This window comes from Shinella lacus, assembly GCF_010994755.1.
In the GTDB taxonomy this organism is placed as follows: Bacteria; Pseudomonadota; Alphaproteobacteria; order Rhizobiales; family Rhizobiaceae; genus Shinella; species Shinella lacus.
This window is the reverse complement of sequence record NZ_WHSB02000012.1, coordinates 108,330-126,396: the sequence shown is the minus strand read 5'-3', so window position 1 is coordinate 126,396 and position 18,067 is coordinate 108,330. Positions and strand designations below refer to the sequence as shown.

Here is an 18,067-nt window from a genome sequence, read left to right as displayed (position 1 = left end):
TGTGAAGGACAATCACACTTTCTTGTTCGTCCGGTGAAGGCGAAGCGACTGTGCCTATGTCGAAGTGGTGTTCTCGTCTGCCTGGGACGGGCGCAACCGGTCGCATGCCGAAGCTGCGTCACGGGCGGGCGGAGCCGTCCCAGCTATGACGATGCCGAATCTCTCCGACGATCACCTGCGCGTCCGGGCCTACCCCCATGACCAGGGCTAAGGCTCGGTTTCGTTGCCATGGGCGGCCGACATAATAGAGGCCCTCCACAGGCGAAATGCCCCGCATATGGGAGAAGGAGCCGTCGGCAGCGAGGGCGGACGGTATGTCGACCCAAGCGGTCTCATCCCGATAGCCGATTGCCCAGACAACGGTGCGGACATCGGCAGCTCCACCGTCAAGGAACCGGGCACCGGTTCCGGACGCGGAAACAAGCCGCGGAACCAGTCGAACGCCGGCACGCATAAGGTCCGTGTTGTCCTTCCCGCGGTCGGGAAAGGCGTCTGCTGTGCGAACCTTGCGACCGAGCCAGGAGTCAGCCGGTGCTTCCAGGACCCCGACAATCTTTAGCCACCACCAGATGGATTTGCCGAGTAAGCGTTCCGGGAACAGTTTGCGGCGCTTTCCGCAGCAAAGAACCGTTGATCGGAAGCGCTGGCACTCCAGCGCTATGTCTCGACCGCTTGCGCCATCTCCGACGACGAGGACATCCCGTTCCGGCAGATCGGTTGGATTCAGATAGGATTCCGGCGTCAATTGAAGAACCTTCGATCCGAACCCATCGGCAAGGCCGGCTGGCACGACCGGCCGCTGGAAGCCGCCGGTCGCGATAATCGCGTCGCTCGCCTTGATCGTCTCACCCTTTTCCGTCTCCGCAAGGACCCCCCCGTCCACCTGCATCAGCCGAGTGACACGCGTTGATGGCCTCACCGGCAGTCGCAACCGAGTGGCGTAGTCTTCGAGGTATCCGGCGAACTCATCGCGGTTCGGGTATTGTTCCCGGTTGCCGGCCACCGGCGCACCGGGAAGCGTGCTGAACTGACGCGGTGTGAACAGGGTCAGTGACCCATAGCGGTGTCTCCAACTGTCGCCGATCCGCGGATGCGCATCGACGATCAAGAAAGGTACTCCCTACTTTTGGAGAAAATACCCAGCCGCAAGACCCGCCTGACCGGCGCCGATGACAAGGACCAACCGTTCCATCACGAGATCACCACCACTCGCGCGCCGACGGGGACACGTTCGTACAGGTCTTCAACGTGATCGTTGACCATCCGGATGCAGCCGTTCGAGACGGCCTTGCCGATCGTCCAGGGCTCCGTCGTGCCATGGATGCGATAGAGCGTATCTCTGCCCTCCCGAAACAGGTAAAGCGCCCGCGACCCGAGTGGGTTTTTCGGCCCGCCCGCCATTCCACCGGCGTAGCGGGCATATTTCTTCGGATTGCGCTTGATCATGTTGTCGGTCGGACGCCAGCTCGGCCATTTCGCCTTTCGGCCGACCGTCGCCGCGCCGGAAAACGTCAGGCCCGCACGGCCGACGCCAACACCGTAGCGGCGCGCGAAACCATCGTCCTCGATCAGATAAAGATAGCGATCTTTCGGCACCACGACGATGGTGCCAGCCGTTTCGGGGAAGGGAGACGTCACCAGTTGAGGCAGAAACCGTTCGTCGAGGTTGGTTGTGCGCGTCTTGCCGTGAGCGAGAGCACCTGTCGGAGTGGCGAAAAAAGCAATTGCTGCGAGGCTGAATGTCCGGCGATCGAGAAGCGACGCGGCCGGTGGCTCCGATGGCAAGATGATGTCGTCTGGTTTCATGTGGGTGATCCTTGGCGCGGGCAAGGCCCTACAAATGGCCAACTGCTAACCGCAACGAGTTGCAATAATTTACGTATTTTGAAGGAGAGCACGCCGGAGCGGCCTAGCCTGTGGCCGTGAACTGCACGCGAGGGCCTCTTCCCAACTCAAGCCGAACGAGGAGGGGGAAGGATCAGTTGGATCAGACGGGAGAGATGGGTGTCAGCCGCTTCGACGCCATGCACTCGATGAACCGGACCAGTCACCGGCCAATACCAGGCTACCAGCCAATTGCAGGCTTCGTGACAGCTGTCGGACTGCGATGGATGTCCTGGCGCGACATCGTCGGCGTCCATCGCCGGAAGGTTTGTGACACTTTGCGATTGATCCCATGCTGCGTTGCTGCGGGTCACGGCCGACGCCGTGGTGCTTATCCCGACAGCGAACGACATCAGGATGACAACGATCAATTTCACGAAATCGCCGTGTATGCGCATAGTATCCAGATCCGCGATGGTTCCGATCGCCAGTCTCACGGTGGTTTGCTTAACAGCCGGTTATCGAGATGGTCACATCTTCGTTTTCGGGTGGCGCCTGAATGCCCTGCGAAAATTCCCGCGGTGCGCGCTTTCGCGCACTTGCACCTCAAGCTGCTAGAGGTTTTATGATCCGGCTCCCTGGATTTGGAGACGACATGTTCAGACGGCAATTTCTGAAATCGACCGCGGCAGGCATCGCATTGCTCGCCGCGAACAGCGTTTTTGCACAGGCCGCTTCAGCGGACGCCGTTCCCGACCTTATGCAACCCGGTCCCTTGCCCGAAAGGATTTTGGGGCGGGACGATGCGCCGGTCACTGTGATCGAATATGCCTCAATGACGTGTGGGCATTGCGCTAACTTTCACCTGAACGTCTGGCCGGCCTTCAAGGCGGAGTTCGTCGACACGGGCAAGGTCCGCTTCATTCTGCGCGAGTTTCCCTTTGACCCCAGAGCAACAGCCGCCTTCATGCTTGCCCGGTGCATGGGCGATGCGAAGTGGTATCCGACGGTCGACCTCCTTTTCCGCAACCAGCCGCGCTGGGCGCGCACCAAGGATGGCAAGGAGGGGTTCCTTTCCGTCCTTTCGATGACCGGTCTCAAGGAGGCCGATCTCGAGGCCTGTCTTGGCGATCAGGCGCTGCTCGACAAGGTCAACGCCGTTGCCGCCCGAGGCCAGGAGCTCGGCGTGGATTCGACGCCGACCTTCTTCATAAATGGTGAGAAATACACCGGTGTCATGCCGATTGAGCAGCTGCGCGCCCTTGTTGAACCGCTTGTCGCGGGAGCAAAGAAATGATCCATCTCACAATGAGGCAACTTCTTCTCTCCGCACTTTTATTGGCTGGGACTCCAGCCCTCGCCGAGGAACGGGCGGACCAGGTTGCGGCCCGCGTCGGAGATACCGAGATTCGGGAATCCGATGTGTCGTTCGCAACTTCGTTCCTCGGCGATCCAAACCCCAAGGCGACGCCGGAGGCGCGCAAATCCGCGGTCGTCGATGCGCTGATCGATCTCAAGGTGGTCTCCGACGCCGCGATTAAGGATGGGCTGGAAAACGACGAGACCTTTAAGCGGCAGATGGCAATTCTCCGGCAGCAGGTCCTGCAACAGGCCTATCTTTCCAAAGCGGCTGCCGCGGCGGTGACCGAAGATAGTCTTCGCAAGGTCTACGATGAGCGGGTCGCCGCGATGCCGAAAGTGGAAGAGTTTCAGGTCCGCCATATCCTCCTGAGCGATCAGGCGGGCGCCGAAGCCGCGATCAAGGAGATCGCCGCCGGTAAGTCCTTTGAAGAGGTGGCCAAAAGCGTATCGCTAGACGACACCTCAAAAGAAAACGGAGGTGATCTCGGTCTCCTGACGCTCGAGCAACTTCCACCGGAACTCGGGACGGTAGTGGCAACGCTGAAGAACGCTGAGATCGCCGCAAAACCTGTCGAAACACCCTTCGGCTTTCACGTCGTAAAGCTCGAAGAGCGTCGAAAGCGCGAACCACCGGCTTTCGAGGTCGTGTCGGCGGAGTTGCGACGTGGAATGGAAGCGCAGGCGGTTCGCAAGATCGTTACCAACCTCAAGGCGGGTGTGCGCGTCGAGAAGCTCGTGCCGGACGTGGCGATGCCCGCGGGATCAGAAGACGGACACGATCACGGCACCCAAGCCGGGGAATAGCGGTAACCCATCGTCTCCCTGCACAAGCTCCTGGCATTCCTACGTCATGGCATATCATGCGACCGTACTCTTCCCTTCTGCAGAAATTCCTTGCAGTTTCTCTCATCGCGACCGGACTATCTGGGTGCGTTGCGATGGAGCTTGCCGAACTTTCCAGCGAGCCGCCGAAACTCTCGTCAACCATTGTCGCCGAGATGTCGAAGAAGGGCGTGCGACCCGAGGACCCTGTGCTGGTGCGAATCTTTAAGCAGGAGAGCGAACTTGAAGTCTGGAAGGCGGATGCGTCCGGCCGCTACAAGCTCTTCAAGACCTATCCGATGTGCCGTTGGTCCGGCCAACTCGGACCGAAGACGAAGGAAGGCGACCGCCAGGCGCCCGAGGGCTTCTACCATGTCTCCGCCGGTATGCTGAACCCGCAGTCACAATATTATGTCTCGTTCAATCTCGGCTATCCCAATCGCCTGGAGGCTGCGCTCGGCTATAGCGGAGAGGCGCTGATGGTTCATGGAGCCTGCTCGTCGTCGGGCTGCTATGCCATGACCGACCAGGGCGTCGGCGAGATTTATGCCATGGTGCAGAAATCGCTGCAAAGCGGCCAGGAACGCTTTCAGGTTCAGGCCTATCCGTTCCGCATGACCGCCGAGAATTTCGTAACGCATCGGCGTGATCCGAACATGCCATTCTGGCTGACCTTGAAGGAGGGCTACGATTACTTCGCGCTCTCCAAGCGCCAGCCGAAGGTTGCCACCTGCGAACGTCGCTATGTGTTCAACAGGGAGTTCGAAGGCGGCGATCCGCGCAACCCGCTTGCAGCCTGCCCGGCGGCGACCAGCATCGCCTCGGCCGACCTCCAAGCGCTGGTCGCGGCTGAACGCCGCAAGGTTGACGTAGCGCTTTCCGCTGAAACATCGAATGACGCGCTCGCCTATGTGGATGGCGGCATGCATCCGAGCTTTCGTGCGCTGCTGAAGAAACAGGGCGCCACGAAGCTCGCCGAGGACATATCGATCATCAAGTATCCGGTCAGCCGTCCGGAAGCCGCACTCCCTGACCCCTATTCCGGAACGTCTGCCATGACCAGCGAGGCGGCGAATGACTGATCCCATTCACGATAAAGATCGCACGCACACCGTTCGGCGGAAGAACTGGCTCATGCTTTTCGTTTTGTTGGGCTTCGTGGTGTTCGTGACTGCCTATAGCGCTCTGCATATCCGCAGCGAGGTGAATACGTCGGCCGTGCCAGCAGGCGCTACCGAAACCGGCAAGTAAACGGTCGCAGCAGACGCGCACCGGATCCGCGACCTCCAGGCGCCTACCCCTAAAACGGGATGCGACCTTCTGACTTTACGACCGCTGCCGCTCGATGTGGCGCTTGAACACACCAAGGGTTTCCTCACTGACGTGATGTTCTATGCCTTCAGCATCGATGCGTGCCGCTTCTGGCCCCACCCCCAGGGCGAGCAGGAACCCTTCGACGATCCGATGGCGCTCACGAGCGCTGTCGGCGAGCGACTTGCCTTCAGCAGTCAGGAAAATGCCGCGATAAGGTTTCTGCTGGACCAACCCTTCCGCAGTCAGGCGTTTCAGCATCTTGGCGACAGTCGGCTGGGCGACGCCCAGGCGCCGGGCCACGTCGATCTGGCGAGCCTCGCCGGTGTCCTGCAGCAGGTCATCGATCAGTTCGACATAGTCCTCGACCAGTTCGGTCCGCCGGTTGTTTCGGGTCTGCCGAAAGCTCTCGACATGGCTCTCCTCGTCCAGAAGCACGGGCCGCGCACCGGCCTTTGATTTCCCGATCATGTCGCCGCCATCCATTCCATCGATGCAAGATTATAGCCAATGCTATGGAATCTTGCCTCAAAGTGCAAATCTTAACGCCGAGAATGCCGGAAGTGCGGTGAATATAGCATTTGCTAAGTTGTCGATCCTGTGCTTTTCTTATTCGACATTGCTAACGGGATCGTCACATGAAGCGCTGGCTGCCATTCGATATCAACCGCAGAAAACTCCTCAGCGCCGGGCTGTTCACAGCCGGCGGCGCCGCTCTTGCCTCCGGCACGGCCCTCGGTCAGTCCACCTCGGCGCATAACGGACACCTCCCAGCAGGTGACAAGAGCGCAGCGATCTCGCAATCGCCTCATCTCCAAGCTCATGGAGCGATGATCACCGTCGGCGACGTGGACTCTGAAAAGAACGGTTTCGATCCCACGGCAATGCTGACGGATTGGGATTCTGGAACGACGTCAAGGCTGCCGGATGGCCGCACGCTGAGGACTTTCGAGGTTACTGCCGAAGACAAGGAGATCGAGATCGCGCCGGGCGTCATGTTTCCAGCCTGGACCTTCAACGGTCGTGTTCCCGGTCCAGCGCTCCGGGCGACCGAAGGCGACCGCGTGCGCGTCGTCTTCAGGAACTATGGCTCCCATCCGCATTCGATGCATTTTCATGGGTTCCACGCCGCCCGCATGGACGGCGTTCCGGGTGCGGGATTAATCGCGCCGGGCGAAGAGTTCATCTACGAATTCGACGCGCGACCTTTCGGCTGCCATCTCTACCATTGCCATGCTTTGCCTCTCGCCCGGCACATCCATAAGGGTATGTACGGTCTCTTCGTCGTTGACCCCGATCCCGCGCGCCATCCCGACGCTGTGGCAGCGGCGGCGTCACGGCTGCGCGGCTCGCCGGAAAACCAACGCTGGCAGGAGCTCGCGATGGTCATGAACGCCTTCGATACCAACTTTGACGGGGAGAACGAGTTCTACGCCTGCAACACCATAGCCCATTGCTACGCCAAGCAGCCGATCCGTATTGAGCGAAACCGTCCAGTCCGGATCTATCTCGCGAACCTGACCGAGTTCGATCCAATCAACTCGTTCCATATCCACGGGAACTTCTTCGACTATTACGATCAGGGCACCACGTTGACACCGACGCTCAAGACGGTCGACGTCATCATGCAATGCCAGGCGCAACGCGGCATCCTGGAGTTCACCTTCGCGAATGAGCCGGAGCACGAGCCGGGCCTCTACATGTTCCATGCCCACCAGTCGGAGTTCACCGAACTGGGCTGGATGGGAATGTTCGACGTCGTGGAGGGCGTGGCATGAGCGAGCAAACGGCTGGTATTCCGGAACGCAAAGCACCCGCAAGCAGAACGGCGCTGCTCTGGGCGCTGCTGCCGATCGCACTCCTCGTTGCCGCCTTTGCCTGGCTTTTGGGGAACGATCTCACGGCCAGCTTCCGCAACGGTGCGCCTCCGGTCGAGAACATCGCCTTTGAACGGACTGTGCTCGACCAGAATGGCCTTCGACTCCTCGTTCGCGCCGGCGGCTCGGAGCCGATGACGATCGCTCAGGTGCAGGTCGATGCCGCCTACTGGCAGTTCCGGCTCAATCCCCCCGGCACGATAGCTCGGGGAAGCGCGGCATGGGTTGAAGTTCTGTTCCCATGGGTACTCGGGGAAGCCCACAAGGTCACCCTGGTCACCAACACCGGAGCGACGTTCGACCACGAGATACCCGTCGCAGTGCCGACGCCGCAGCAGAGTTCGGACACCTTGGTTCGTCAGGCCGTGCTCGGCGCCTTCGTCGGCATCCTGCCGGTCGTGGCGGGCCTGATGTTCTTCCCGGCCCTGCGTGGAGCAGGACCTCGGGCGATGCGCTTCCTGCTGGCTTTGACCGTCGGCCTGCTGGCGTTCCTGCTCGTCGATACGTTCGAAGAAGCCTTCGAGTTCGCCGGCAAGTCCGCCGCGCTGTTCCAGGGAACCGGAATGGTGGTGTTCACGGCCCTCGGCGCGTTTGCGCTCTTGACCGCGGTCTCGCGCCGCGAGGGTAGTCCCAGTGGCCTGGCGCTTGCCACCCTGATTGCGGTCGGCATCGGACTTCACAATTTCGGGGAGGGGCTTGCCATCGGAGGTGCGTTCGCAGCCGGCGCTGCGGGACTTGGGACGTTCCTCGTCATGGGGTTCACGCTGCACAACATCACCGAGGGCATCGGCATTGCCGCACCGATCCTGCGCGAGCAGCCTACGCTCAAGCGGTTCGCCGCGCTCGCCCTCATCGCCGGAGGTCCGGCGGTCATAGGCATCTGGGTGGGCAGCCTCGCCACGTCGCCGCAATGGACGGCGCTTGCGCTTTCCGTCGGCGCGGGTGCAATCCTCCAGGTCATCGTCGAGGTCTCGCTGTTTGCCGCGCGGGGAGCGCCGAGCCTTTCCGCAGGTTTGCTCCGACGCGAGTTCCTCGCCGGTGCGACCGTGGGTCTCGCCGTGATGTACACAACGGCGATGCTCGTCAAAATTTGATCAAGCCGTTGCGAGCGCAGCCTATGCACCTGTGCTAAGCGATCCGGCGAGCAGGACCAACCCGCCGACTATAAGGATGATCGCCGTCACTTTCGCGACCCGCCTTCCGCCGGGTGCCAGCTTCTCAATGGCGACATAAACGGCAATGCCGACGATCCACCAAATGTTCATGACGCCGCCGACAAACAGCAGTGCCATCAACGTCCAGCAACAACCGAGACAATAGCCGCCATGGACGAGCCCCATCCGGAACGCCGCCGCATGCCCGGTGCGCCGGTGACGGGTGAGCGCCTCGACCGGACTTCGGCAATGATCGAGGCAAACGGCCTTCAAGGGAGACAACTGATAGAGCCCGGCGCCGATCAGTACCGCCGCGGCGAGATAAGTCGTTGCAAGGTTCATGTACATGGCGGAAACAAGCCCGCCCGCCGACAAAGCCCCCTGGATGAGGGTCGCAGCCACGCCGAACCCCGCCCATACCGCGAGGTATCCGAGGAGGAATTCAAGCGCGGGCCAGGCACCTTGGTCCCGCTGGAGCGCACCGTAAAGCAGCACGACCGGCGACGCACTCGGAACCATCATGGCGACCATCATCAGCCACCACATCACGAAGATGACGACCGCATAGCCGGGTGTCCAAACCACAGGACTGACCATGTCCGGCGTGCCGGCGATGAGCGCGCCGGCAGGACCTGTATCCATCGACATGCCGAGAGACGACATTCCCGTTCCACCACCCGCCAGGATGTAGGCAACGGATACAGCTACCGCACTCAGCAACGACAGGATGACGATCAAACGATCACGGGCAAGGAAGCGATCAAGCGTCGACGGCCCCACGGTGCGCATCCTATGCTGCGTGGTCGATGACGCCTTGCCCGTTCATGTAGATCCGGCAGATGTGCGCGTGCGTCCCCTTGTTCTTTTCGAGCGAAATCGCCCCTGATGTCTGCGTCGTGCCGCTGGCCATTTCCGCCACGCGATATTCGAAGCCGTGTGGCAGGTTGATGCGTGCCCGATGCTCCGCGCCCGTCACCGGATTGCGGATCGGCTCGACGCCAAGATCGAATACGTCCGCTACCCGCACATATCCCGTCCGCGCTTCCGGATCGACTTGCGCGTCGATCCGCTTCGTCAGCGTTTCGAGCTTGTTCGGCGACATCTTGCTGAACACCCAGAACATGGTCGCCATGTCCTCGGTGTCGCTGCCCGTGACGATCTTCTCCACGGCCTCCCGCTGCTCCGGCGTGACAGCGGTGTCGACGACGAGTTGTATGGTTCCGTTGCCGAGATGGATCGGTCCGGGCCACTTGGCCGTCAGTGCAAACTTCACGCCGTCCAGCCGGACATCCCCGAAATGCCCCTTCTTGATGATGAAGCCCACGGCGGCTTCACAATTGCCGTGGGTCGGAAGGGAATTGAACTGGCACGGGCACCCAAAATTGCAATTGCAGTTCGCGATCTCCATCGCGTCGATTTCCCAAGGCGTCATGTCAGCCTCCTGAAAACGGTCCCGATGACCGTCATTACAGATACCACTAAATTACGGTGCGAGATAGAGCTAAGCGCCGGCGCGGGGCGGAAGCAACCTCAGATCTTTGGTCGAACCTCCAGGAAGACCGACGTCCTGCCATCCTTACCGACGCCGATCACGTCGTAGGTGGCAGAAGGATCGTCGCCCATGCCGAGCGATCCGGCCGGCATGCCCGGCACGACCAGTCCGGCAAGGTCCGTTCTGCTTTCGAGCATCCGCGTCGCTTCGAGAGGAACGTGACCCTCAAGGAATTGCCCGCGGTAGACTGCCGTGTGGCAGCCCTGCATATCCAATGGCACGCCGAGCTTTTGCTTGATGGCAAGCAGATCGCCTTCCTCGACAATCTCTACCCGATATCCCGCTTTCTCGTAGGCGTCCGCCCACAAGGAGCAGCAGCCGCAATTGGGGTCTTTATGGACCGTCAAGATATCGGCATTCGTCGCCGCGAATGCAGTAGTGACGGGGAATGTGGCGGTGGCAGCCAGGGCCACGATGAATTCTCTTCTCTTCATGGTCATGCTCCTTCAAAAGCCGGCGCGGGAACGGTCTCCGACGCGGCAGGTTGATGTTCTTCTGTCGTCCCGAGTCCAAACCCCTTTACGAGGCCGTAGACGGCGGGAATGACGATCAGGGTGAGCAGGGTCGACGAGACCATGCCGCCGATCATCGGCACGGCAATCCTCTGCATGATCTCCGATCCTGTGCCCGTGCTCCAGAGGATCGGAACGAGACCCGCCATGATGGCGACGACCGTCATCATCTTCGGCCGCACGCGCTCGACCGCGCCGACCATGATCGCGCGGTTGAGGTCGGCACGGCCGAAACGGCGGCCTTCATGCTCGCAGGTCTCCTTCTGCTCGCGGAGCGCCTGATCGAGATAGATCAGCATGATCACACCCGTCTCCGCGGCGACGCCGGCGAGCGCTATGAAGCCGACAGCGACGGCGACGGACGCATTGAAGCCGAGCCACCACATCAGCCAGATGCCGCCGACCAGGGCGAAGGGCAAGGACAGCATGACGATCATCGTCTCCGTCAGCCGACCAAAATTGAGGTAGAGCAGCAGGAAGATCAGCGCGAGGGTCAGCGGCACCACGATGGCGAGCCGCGCCTTGGCCCGTTCGAGATATTCAAACTGGCCGCTCCAAGCGACGGAATAACCCGGCGGCATCGACACGCGCTCGGCGACCGCCTTTTGCGCATCGGCGACGTAACCGCCAAGATCGCGCCCGGCGATATCGACGAAGACATAGACCGCAAGCTGTCCGTTCTCGGTGCGGATCGATGTCGCACCACGGGTAAGCTCGACCTTGGCGACCTCGCCGAGCGGGACCGTGCCTCCACCCGGCAGGGAGACCTGCACATCTTCGGCGATCGATTTCGGATTGCTGCGATAGGCGCGAGGATAGCGCACTGCCACGCTGTACCGCTCCCGGCCCTCGACCGTGGAGGTGATGCTTTCCGAGCCGAGCGCCATGGCGATGACGTCCTGCACGGCGCCGACACTCAGGCCATATCTGGCGAGAGCATCGCGGTCGGGAACGATGTCGAGATAATAGCCGCCGATGACACGCTCGGCATAGGCCGACGACGTACCCGGCACGGTTTTGAGGGTTGTCTCGATGTCGCGCGCGATGCGTTCCATCTCCTTGAGATCGGTTCCAAACACTTTTACTCCGATAGGCGTGCGGATGCCCGTCGAGAGCATATCGATGCGCGCCCGGATCGGCATGGTCCAGGCATTGGAGACGCCGGGGAACTGGAGCGCCGCATCCATCTCCTGCTTGAGGCTATCGACAGTGACGCCGGGCCGCCATTGGTCCTGGGGCTTCAGCGTGATGATCGTCTCGAACATTTCCGTCGGCGCGGGATCGGTCGCGGTCAAAGCACGGCCGGCCTTGCCGAACACGGTGTCGACTTCCGGGAACGACTTGATGATGCGGTCCTGCATCTGCAGAAGCTCCGCCGCCTTGGTGACGGAGAGGCCGGGCAAGGTCGTTGGCATGTACATAAGCGTGCCTTCGTTCAGGGACGGCATGAACTCGCTGCCGATCTGCCGGGCGGGCCAGGCCGTGGCGGCAAGAATACCCACCGCCAGCACGATCGTCAGTGTCTTGGCCTTGAGCACGCCGGAGATGATCGGACGGTAAGACCAGATCAGGAAGCGGTTCACCGGATTGCGGTGTTCCGGCACGATGCGGCCGCGCACGAAGATCACCATCAGCGCCGGCACCAAGGTCACCGAAAGGAGCGCCGCGGCGGCCATCGCGAAGGTCTTGGTGAAGGCGAGCGGTCCGAACAGCCGGCCCTCCTGGGATTCGAGCGTGAAGATCGGCAGGAACGACACGGTGATAATCAGCAGGCTGAAGAACAATGGCGGGCCGACCTCGGATGCCGCTTCGACCAGCACCTCGGTTCGCGGCTTGTCGGGCGGCGCGCGTTCAAGGTGCTTGTGGGCGTTCTCGATCATGACGATGGCCGCGTCGATCATCGCGCCGATGGCGATGGCGATGCCGCCAAGGCTCATGATGTTGGAGCCGAGGCCGAGCAAGCGCATGGCGATGAAGGCCATCAGGATGCCGACGGGCAGCATGATAATCGCCACCAGCGCGCTGCGGACATGCAGCAGGAAGACGACGGTCACCAGCGCGACGACGATCGACTCCTCGACCAGCGTCGACTTCAAGGTCTCTATCGCCGCCTCGATGAGCCGCGAGCGATCGTAGACCGGCACGATCTCCGCGCCGCCGGGCAGGCTCCTTTCGACGATCTCCAGATTCTTCTTGGCATTGTCGATGACGGTCAGAGCGTTTTCGCCGAAACGCTGGAGCACGATGCCGCTCGCCACCTCGCCCTCGCCGTTCAGCTCGGCAATGCCGCGGCGCTCGTCGCCAACGATTTCGACCCTGGCGACATCAGACAGACGCAGCGGAATGCCGTCCTGGCTCCTGAGACCGATGCTCTCGATATCCTCGACGCCTTTGAGATAGCCCCGGCCGCGGACCATGAACTCGAACTCCGACAGCTCGACGGTTCGCCCACCGACGTCGCGGTTGCTCGAACGCACGGCATTGGCGATGTCTTCGAGCGACACGCCCTGCGCCTTGAGCCTGATGGGATCGACCACGATTGAATACTGCTTCACGAAGCCGCCGACACTCGCCACCTCGGCAACACCCTCCGTCTTTGAGACGGCGAAGCGCACCGCCCAATCCTGAAGCGATCGCAGCTCCGCGAGCGACAGCTCCTTGGCGACGACCGCATACTGGTAAACCCAGCCGACGCCCGTGGCATCCGGCCCGAGGGTCGGCGTGACGCCCTCCGGCAACCGGCTTGCCGCGGCGTTCAGATATTCGAGCACCCGGCTGCGCGCCCAGTAGGGATCGGTCCCGTCTTCGAAGATCACATAGACGAACGAGACACCGAAGAACGAGAAGCCGCGCACGACCTTTGACTTCGGCACTGTCAGCATCGAGGTCGTCAGGGGATAGGTGACCTGGTCCTCGACCACCTGCGGCGCCTGACCTGGATAGTCCGTGAAAACGATCACCTGGACATCCGAGAGGTCGGGGATTGCGTCAAGCGGCAGGGAGCGCAGCGAATAGAGACCCCCGGCGACGGCGAGCGCCGCGCCGACGATGACAAGAAGCAGGTTGCGGGCCGACCACGCGATGAGGTTGGCGATCATGGTTTTACCTCCCCAGCCGTCATGGCGTTGAGGGCGGAGGTCAGGTTGCTTTCGGCGTCGAGCAGGAAGTTGGCCGCGACGACGACACGCTCGCCGACCTTGATCCCGTCCGTGATCGCGATTTCCGTGTTCCCGCGCAGTCCCGGTTTAACCTCGCGCGGCTCGAAGCGACCGTCACCGAGATCGACGAACACGATCTGCCGGTCGCCGGTGTCTATGACGGCGGTTTCCGGCACGCTCACAACCGGGGTCGGCGATCCGCTCTCGATTTCGACTTCCGCCAGCATATTCGCCAGCAGCACGCCGTCCGGGTTAGCGAGCTCGACGCGGACCTTGGCCGTGCGGGTTTCGCTGCGGAGTTCGGGATAGACGAGCGAGACTTCGCCGACGAACTGCTTGCCGGGCAGGCTGCGAACAGAGACAATTGCCTTTGCTCCTTCGCGTACCGCGTCGAGCTGGCTTTCGGGCACGTCGGCGACGACCCAGATTCCGGACGTATCGGCGATGCGGAACAACGGCTGCCCGGCGCTTGCCATCATGCCCGGCGTGGCCAGCCGTTCGAGGATCACGCCCGACACCGGGGTTTCGAACGTGATCCTGTCGGGCACTTTCCGGCTCTGGCGCATGGCGTCGATGACGTTGGTGGAGAGCCCGTAGTTTCTAAGCTTCAGTGCGCCGCCTTTGTTCGCCGTATCCTGCCCGAACACAAGCTCGGCTCCGGCTGCGGCGATGTCCTTCGAATAGAACTGAAATAGCGGTTCGCCCATTTGCACCTTGTCGCCCGTGGTGACGTCGGACACAGCCTCGATGAAGGCGTCGGTTCGCATGGTCACCACGCTGACACGGCGCTCGTCGAGCGTGACGGTACCTGGCACCCGGATCGTGCGCGAGATCGGCTTGAGCTTCGCCTCCACCGACCTGACGCCCGTCCGTTGCAGTTTGCCAGGCGAAACCTTGACGATTCCACCGTCAACGGCCTCGCCCTCAAACACCGGGATGTAATCCATCCCCATGGAATCTTTCTTGGGCACCTTCGAGGTGTCCGGCAGGCCCATTGGGTTCCGGTAGTACAGCACCTTGCGGATGCTGTTCACGGCGGCGGTTGCCTTGTCATTGAACCCTCCGAGGTCGTCGTAATTCACGTCCTCGCTTTGACGAACCTCAAGGAACGACCGGCCATCTGATGTTTGCTTCGGACCGGCGGAATATTCCGGCACCCCATCTGGGTGCCGGAAATAGATCACTTTGCCCGTTGCCTGCCTCTTTACAGGCGGCGACCCTGCGCTTGCCGAAACAAAACGTTCGACGTGCTCTCGCCCAATGCCGTTTATGCCGGCCGCATAGGTCCCGGCCCCGACGGCGATCAACACCGTCGAGGCGAAAAGGAATCTGCCGAGTCTCATGGCTTCGCCTGCAGAACCAGCTCGCCTTGCACCGTCTCTGGCTCACCTTGGACCTTTAGGGCCAGTCTAAATCGCCACCCTCCTTCCATGGAGAGGTTGGCCTTGAAGCGATAGACGCCAGGTTCTTTGGAGGGCAGCGGGTCCAATGTAGTGGTCATGGCCTCCATCCCCTCAGGGGCCATGTCGAGGCGGGTGGCGAAAATGACGGCATCGGACACGGGTTTGCCGGTCCGTTTATCTTTGAGGAGAACGGTTAGCACCGCCTCAGGACCCTGGGCCACTGACGTCTCAGCCAGATGGAACTCATAGTCCGCCGACCCAGCCGAGACGGTGTGAGGAAGAAGCGAGACGAAAAGAACAGCTGTCAGCAGCCGCATAGTGTGTGGGATGGTTTTCATTGATATCTCACCGGAGCACGCAGCAAGCGTCGCTCATGCGTTCACATTCAGGCAGATCGCAAGAACCTGCCTCATACGGAGAAGCCTGTGAGATTACGCCTTTGGCGGGCGAGCGGGTGGTTCAGCGATAGTTGATAGAAGGTCGGTATCGCTGGGGAGCGAGAACGTCAGGTTCCGCATGGTGACGAGAACCTTCCAATCAGCATTGGAGCCGAAATTCCCGACGAGGCTGGTCGAGCAGATCAAAGCGAGCAGGCATGGTTTGCCGCAATCAATCTTTTTGATCGGTTGCTCGTCTGGACAGCACGGCATGGCTGCGTCGCCATCCATCTCCATTGCTATCTGCGCGCTAGCACCGGGAGTCATCGCGGCCATTGCCATGCCGATGGTGGCTGGGGCGAAGAGAAGCCCCAATACAGCGAACAGCAGAAATACGCGCCGGAGCGCAGCGATGACAACCATATGCAGATTCTGTCACAGAGTGCGTTCGCTGTGAAGTAGGCTATTCCACGAACGGGCGCGACGGAGTAACGCGCAAAAATTTTCCAGCCTCTTGACCCTCCCATCGTTGGAAGCCCCACATTCCGACAGTCAATGCAATTGGAGACCTCCAATGATTAAGTTCGATGTTCCCGACATGACGTGCGACCACTGCGTGGGCTCAGTCGACAAAGCGATAAAGGCAGTTGATCCCGACGCAATCGCCAAAATCGATCTCGGCACGAGGACAGTGACGATAGAAACCAGCGTTGCCCCGGAGGTGATCAGCGCATCGATCACTGACGCGGGTTATACGCCGTCACTCTCGAATTGATCGATTGGACGAGTTGCGTCGACCCCGCAGCTCGTCTTCATCCTGGCGCGAGGGCTTTGCCACGACCGGCGGCAAGAAAAAATTTCGGCAAGGTGGCCAGTTGATTCCGCCCCATCGTCCGCGTTCAAAACGCCGGGCCCGGCCGAACATTGTCCGTAAAGCAAAGCGTGGTCTGGCAGTGATAGGTATCTTCGCAGCGTGTGTGATCGCTACCTTGGTCGCCCTGCATGCGCTTGTGACACGGTGACTGTTGGTTTGGTGCTCTGTTTACAGTTGCCGTGATCGCTGATCGACCTGCTCCGGCAGTCAGATGTTCGGTGGAAATGTCGCGCCGAGTAGGTTAACCGCCACTCCGCACGCTACCGCCAAGCCCACGGCGCTCGAACAGCTGACTAAAATTTAACGAAAAATTTAGCTTAATACTGTGGAAAAATTACCGCTTCTTCCGATGTCGAAAATACAAGCTAAGGTTTTGCTACCCGCCCATGGAGGCGCTGACTTGCTGTACACCCCTGAGTAAGAACACGATGGCCTCTAATTCCAGAGCGGACTTCGCTCATTCTATTTCTACGCAGAACTCTCCAGGCGATACGGCGATAAGCATACGCTCACGAGCAATCGGGCCGGACGTCCTGCGGGCGGTCGCGATACTTCTCGTAATGCTGGTACACCTTCCTGTGGAGGCGACACCGTCGTTTCTCCTTGGCGTCCGAACCTACGGGTGGTTGGGTGTTGACGTCTTCTTCGTATTGAGCGGATTCCTGATAGGAATCCAGATGTTCAAGGAGCTCTCTCGAACGGGTCGTTTGGACATCAAGTCGTTTTACATTCGTCGCGCAATCCGCATCTTTCCAGCTTTCTTCACTGTCCTAGGCCTGTATGCGCTTTTTCCCGTTCTGCGCGATGCGCCGACAATGCAGCCGTTTTGGAGCTTCGCCACATTTACGGTGAACTTCAACTTTGATCCACGTGTCGGGAGAGCCTTTTCCCAGGTGTGGTCCCTCTGTGTCGAGGAGCACTTCTATCTAATTTTGCCCCTCCTGGTCGTATTGCTGCATCGTCGGATCAACACAAAACAGGCGCTGGTGGCTGGGGCCGCCGCAATTATCGCCGGCATGATACTCCGGTACACACTTTGGGAAACACAGGTCGCCGTGCTCGTGGAAACCGGAAACTTCAGAGATGCTTTCTCTGTGTATCTGAGGGATGTGTACTATCCCACATACACACGACTTGATGGCCTTCTGTTCGGCGTGACCCTTGCCGGTCTTCGACACTTTTATGCCGACGCGTACCGGCGCTACGCGCCACCGAAGGTGGCGTTGCCTTTAGGAATCACTTTCGTCGCGACTTCCCTGGTCCTGTTCTCGCTACGCGGCCCTCTCGAAGGCGCGAACCTGTTCCTCGTATTCCAAGCGCAGCTGGGTGCAGTCGTCGGATTTCCGCTTGTCTCCCTGGGCATTGCCCTCATTCTAGGAGCTATGCTTGATCTGGACGACGTCATGGCGAGATGGCCATTTCCAGGCACGGCTTCCATCGCAACGTTGGCGTACAGCCTCTATCTCTCCCACAAGTCGGTTTACCACATAGACCGTGTCCTTTTTGGAGAGGAGAACCTGCAAGGAAATTTGGGCTTCCTCATCTATATCGCGACGAGCTTCGCGGTTGCAGCAACGCTTTGGTATTGTGTGGAGAGGACGTTCCTTTTGATCCGGGATCGCGTCATGCGACCGGGGTCTACCGACAGGAGCCAACTTTCGAAGCCGCAGTCATCTTAACGGGCACTGCGAGAAGCCATCCCTCTTGTCAGCGTGAAGCCAATCTCAGGATCGTAACGGGACGTTCAGTTGGCTACGAGACGGGCGGTCGAGCCGCCAATGATCGCCGGACATCGCGAGAATTACATGCTGGCACGTCCAAGGAAGCTGGCTGATCCAGAA

Annotated in this window: 19 protein-coding genes; 8 read left to right on the top strand and 11 right to left on the bottom strand. The window is 60.6% G+C overall.

Going from position 1 to position 18,067, the window contains the following annotated elements; genetic code table 11:
- Positions 1-118 precede the first annotated feature (118 nt).
- From GB927_RS25495 to GB927_RS25485, 3 genes are all read right to left on the bottom strand, one after another.
- On the bottom strand, positions 119-1,108 hold the full coding sequence (locus GB927_RS25495; RefSeq protein ID WP_256120030.1) for a flavin-containing monooxygenase: 990 nt from the start codon (positions 1,106-1,108) through the stop codon (positions 119-121).
- Positions 1,109-1,191: 83 nt separating this feature from the next.
- The gene (locus GB927_RS25490; RefSeq protein ID WP_256120029.1) at positions 1,192-1,806 is read right to left on the bottom strand and encodes a L,D-transpeptidase; all 615 of its coding nucleotides are present in this window, start codon (positions 1,804-1,806) and stop codon (positions 1,192-1,194) included.
- Between the two features lie 146 nt (positions 1,807-1,952).
- Positions 1,953-2,321, bottom strand: coding sequence for a hypothetical protein (locus tag GB927_RS25485; protein WP_256120028.1), 369 nt, complete (start codon positions 2,319-2,321; stop codon positions 1,953-1,955).
- Positions 2,322-2,479: 158 nt separating this feature from the next.
- Here GB927_RS25485 and GB927_RS25480 point away from each other — a divergent pair, with 158 nt between their 5' ends.
- From GB927_RS25480 to GB927_RS25465, 4 genes are read left to right on the top strand one after another with little or no spacing between them, the layout of a single operon-like run.
- The gene (locus tag GB927_RS25480) at positions 2,480-3,121 is read left to right on the top strand and encodes a DsbA family protein (RefSeq protein ID WP_256120027.1); all 642 of its coding nucleotides are present in this window, start codon (positions 2,480-2,482) and stop codon (positions 3,119-3,121) included.
- Positions 3,118-3,990, top strand: a complete 873-nt coding sequence (locus GB927_RS25475) for a peptidylprolyl isomerase (RefSeq protein WP_256120026.1) — start codon at positions 3,118-3,120, stop codon at positions 3,988-3,990. Before GB927_RS25480 ends, GB927_RS25475 begins: the two co-directional genes overlap by 4 nt.
- A gap of 56 nt (positions 3,991-4,046) precedes the next feature.
- The gene (locus GB927_RS25470) at positions 4,047-5,090 is read left to right on the top strand and encodes a L,D-transpeptidase family protein (protein WP_256120025.1); all 1,044 of its coding nucleotides are present in this window, start codon (positions 4,047-4,049) and stop codon (positions 5,088-5,090) included.
- On the top strand, positions 5,083-5,259 hold the full coding sequence (locus GB927_RS25465) for a hypothetical protein (protein WP_256120024.1): 177 nt from the start codon (positions 5,083-5,085) through the stop codon (positions 5,257-5,259). Before GB927_RS25470 ends, GB927_RS25465 begins: the two co-directional genes overlap by 8 nt.
- A 75-nt stretch (positions 5,260-5,334) precedes the next feature.
- Here GB927_RS25465 and mntR read toward each other — a convergent pair whose 3' ends face one another.
- Entirely contained in the window at positions 5,335-5,805 is a 471-nt protein-coding gene (gene mntR / locus GB927_RS25460; protein ID WP_256120023.1) for a manganese-binding transcriptional regulator MntR, read from the bottom strand.
- Positions 5,806-5,957: 152 nt separating this feature from the next.
- Here mntR and GB927_RS25455 point away from each other — a divergent pair, with 152 nt between their 5' ends.
- Both GB927_RS25455 and GB927_RS25450 read left to right on the top strand, forming a co-directional pair.
- The gene (locus GB927_RS25455) at positions 5,958-7,097 is read left to right on the top strand and encodes a multicopper oxidase domain-containing protein (protein ID WP_256120022.1); all 1,140 of its coding nucleotides are present in this window, start codon (positions 5,958-5,960) and stop codon (positions 7,095-7,097) included.
- Positions 7,094-8,290 carry a ZIP family metal transporter gene (locus GB927_RS25450; protein WP_256120021.1) on the top strand — a complete coding sequence of 399 codons (1,197 nt, stop codon included), beginning with the start codon at positions 7,094-7,096 and terminating at the stop codon, positions 8,288-8,290. Before GB927_RS25455 ends, GB927_RS25450 begins: the two co-directional genes overlap by 4 nt.
- Positions 8,291-8,311: 21 nt before the next feature.
- Here GB927_RS25450 and GB927_RS25445 read toward each other — a convergent pair whose 3' ends face one another.
- The 7 genes from GB927_RS25445 to GB927_RS25415 form a co-directional block, all read right to left on the bottom strand.
- Complete coding sequence (locus GB927_RS25445) at positions 8,312-9,130, bottom strand: DUF2182 domain-containing protein (protein ID WP_256120020.1); 819 nt, start codon at positions 9,128-9,130, stop codon at positions 8,312-8,314.
- 10 nt (positions 9,131-9,140) lie between these two features.
- Positions 9,141-9,758: a DUF1326 domain-containing protein gene (locus tag GB927_RS25440; RefSeq protein ID WP_256120019.1), complete on the bottom strand. Its 618-nt coding sequence runs from the start codon at positions 9,756-9,758 to the stop codon at positions 9,141-9,143.
- A 122-nt stretch (positions 9,759-9,880) separates the two neighbouring features.
- Positions 9,881-10,336 carry a DUF411 domain-containing protein gene (locus GB927_RS25435; protein ID WP_256120018.1) on the bottom strand — a complete coding sequence of 152 codons (456 nt, stop codon included), beginning with the start codon at positions 10,334-10,336 and terminating at the stop codon, positions 9,881-9,883.
- Between the two features lie 2 nt (positions 10,337-10,338).
- Complete coding sequence (locus GB927_RS25430; protein ID WP_256120017.1) at positions 10,339-13,512, bottom strand: efflux RND transporter permease subunit; 3,174 nt, start codon at positions 13,510-13,512, stop codon at positions 10,339-10,341.
- Positions 13,509-14,915 carry an efflux RND transporter periplasmic adaptor subunit gene (locus GB927_RS25425; RefSeq protein WP_256120016.1) on the bottom strand — a complete coding sequence of 469 codons (1,407 nt, stop codon included), beginning with the start codon at positions 14,913-14,915 and terminating at the stop codon, positions 13,509-13,511. Before GB927_RS25425 ends, GB927_RS25430 begins: the two co-directional genes overlap by 4 nt.
- The gene (locus tag GB927_RS25420; protein ID WP_439655529.1) at positions 14,912-15,313 is read right to left on the bottom strand and encodes a FixH family protein; all 402 of its coding nucleotides are present in this window, start codon (positions 15,311-15,313) and stop codon (positions 14,912-14,914) included. The genes GB927_RS25425 and GB927_RS25420 overlap by 4 nt, the downstream gene beginning before the upstream one ends.
- A gap of 93 nt (positions 15,314-15,406) precedes the next feature.
- Positions 15,407-15,775: a hypothetical protein gene (locus tag GB927_RS25415; protein ID WP_256120015.1), complete on the bottom strand. Its 369-nt coding sequence runs from the start codon at positions 15,773-15,775 to the stop codon at positions 15,407-15,409.
- Between the two features lie 151 nt (positions 15,776-15,926).
- Here GB927_RS25415 and GB927_RS25410 point away from each other — a divergent pair, with 151 nt between their 5' ends.
- Positions 15,927-16,127 carry a heavy-metal-associated domain-containing protein gene (locus tag GB927_RS25410; RefSeq protein ID WP_256120014.1) on the top strand — a complete coding sequence of 67 codons (201 nt, stop codon included), beginning with the start codon at positions 15,927-15,929 and terminating at the stop codon, positions 16,125-16,127.
- 527 nt (positions 16,128-16,654) lie between these two features.
- Positions 16,655-17,905: an acyltransferase family protein gene (locus tag GB927_RS25405; protein ID WP_439655528.1), complete on the top strand. Its 1,251-nt coding sequence runs from the start codon at positions 16,655-16,657 to the stop codon at positions 17,903-17,905.
- Positions 17,906-18,067 lie beyond the last annotated feature (162 nt).

What these genes read in the sequence shown, in the direction of transcription:
- GB927_RS25455 (WP_256120022.1), top strand. Translation starts at nt 5,958, where the DNA reads ATGAAGCGCTGGCTGCCATTCGATATCAACCGCAGAAAACTCCTCAGC.
- mntR (WP_256120023.1), bottom strand. Translation starts at nt 5,805, where the DNA reads ATGGATGGCGGCGACATGATCGGGAAATCAAAGGCCGGTGCGCGGCCC.
- GB927_RS25415 (WP_256120015.1), bottom strand. Translation starts at nt 15,775, where the DNA reads ATGGTTGTCATCGCTGCGCTCCGGCGCGTATTTCTGCTGTTCGCTGTA.
- GB927_RS25430 (WP_256120017.1), bottom strand. Translation starts at nt 13,512, where the DNA reads ATGATCGCCAACCTCATCGCGTGGTCGGCCCGCAACCTGCTTCTTGTC.
- GB927_RS25435 (WP_256120018.1), bottom strand. Translation starts at nt 10,336, where the DNA reads ATGAAGAGAAGAGAATTCATCGTGGCCCTGGCTGCCACCGCCACATTC.
- GB927_RS25420 (WP_439655529.1), bottom strand. Translation starts at nt 15,313, where the DNA reads ATGAAAACCATCCCACACACTATGCGGCTGCTGACAGCTGTTCTTTTC.
- GB927_RS25470 (WP_256120025.1), top strand. Translation starts at nt 4,047, where the DNA reads ATGCGACCGTACTCTTCCCTTCTGCAGAAATTCCTTGCAGTTTCTCTC.
- GB927_RS25440 (WP_256120019.1), bottom strand. Translation starts at nt 9,758, where the DNA reads ATGGAGATCGCGAACTGCAATTGCAATTTTGGGTGCCCGTGCCAGTTC.
- GB927_RS25425 (WP_256120016.1), bottom strand. Translation starts at nt 14,915, where the DNA reads ATGAGACTCGGCAGATTCCTTTTCGCCTCGACGGTGTTGATCGCCGTC.
- GB927_RS25490 (WP_256120029.1), bottom strand. Translation starts at nt 1,806, where the DNA reads ATGAAACCAGACGACATCATCTTGCCATCGGAGCCACCGGCCGCGTCG.
- GB927_RS25450 (WP_256120021.1), top strand. Translation starts at nt 7,094, where the DNA reads ATGAGCGAGCAAACGGCTGGTATTCCGGAACGCAAAGCACCCGCAAGC.
- GB927_RS25410 (WP_256120014.1), top strand. Translation starts at nt 15,927, where the DNA reads ATGATTAAGTTCGATGTTCCCGACATGACGTGCGACCACTGCGTGGGC.
- GB927_RS25405 (WP_439655528.1), top strand. Translation starts at nt 16,655, where the DNA reads ATGGCCTCTAATTCCAGAGCGGACTTCGCTCATTCTATTTCTACGCAG.
- GB927_RS25465 (WP_256120024.1), top strand. Translation starts at nt 5,083, where the DNA reads ATGACTGATCCCATTCACGATAAAGATCGCACGCACACCGTTCGGCGG.
- GB927_RS25475 (WP_256120026.1), top strand. Translation starts at nt 3,118, where the DNA reads ATGATCCATCTCACAATGAGGCAACTTCTTCTCTCCGCACTTTTATTG.
- GB927_RS25480 (WP_256120027.1), top strand. Translation starts at nt 2,480, where the DNA reads ATGTTCAGACGGCAATTTCTGAAATCGACCGCGGCAGGCATCGCATTG.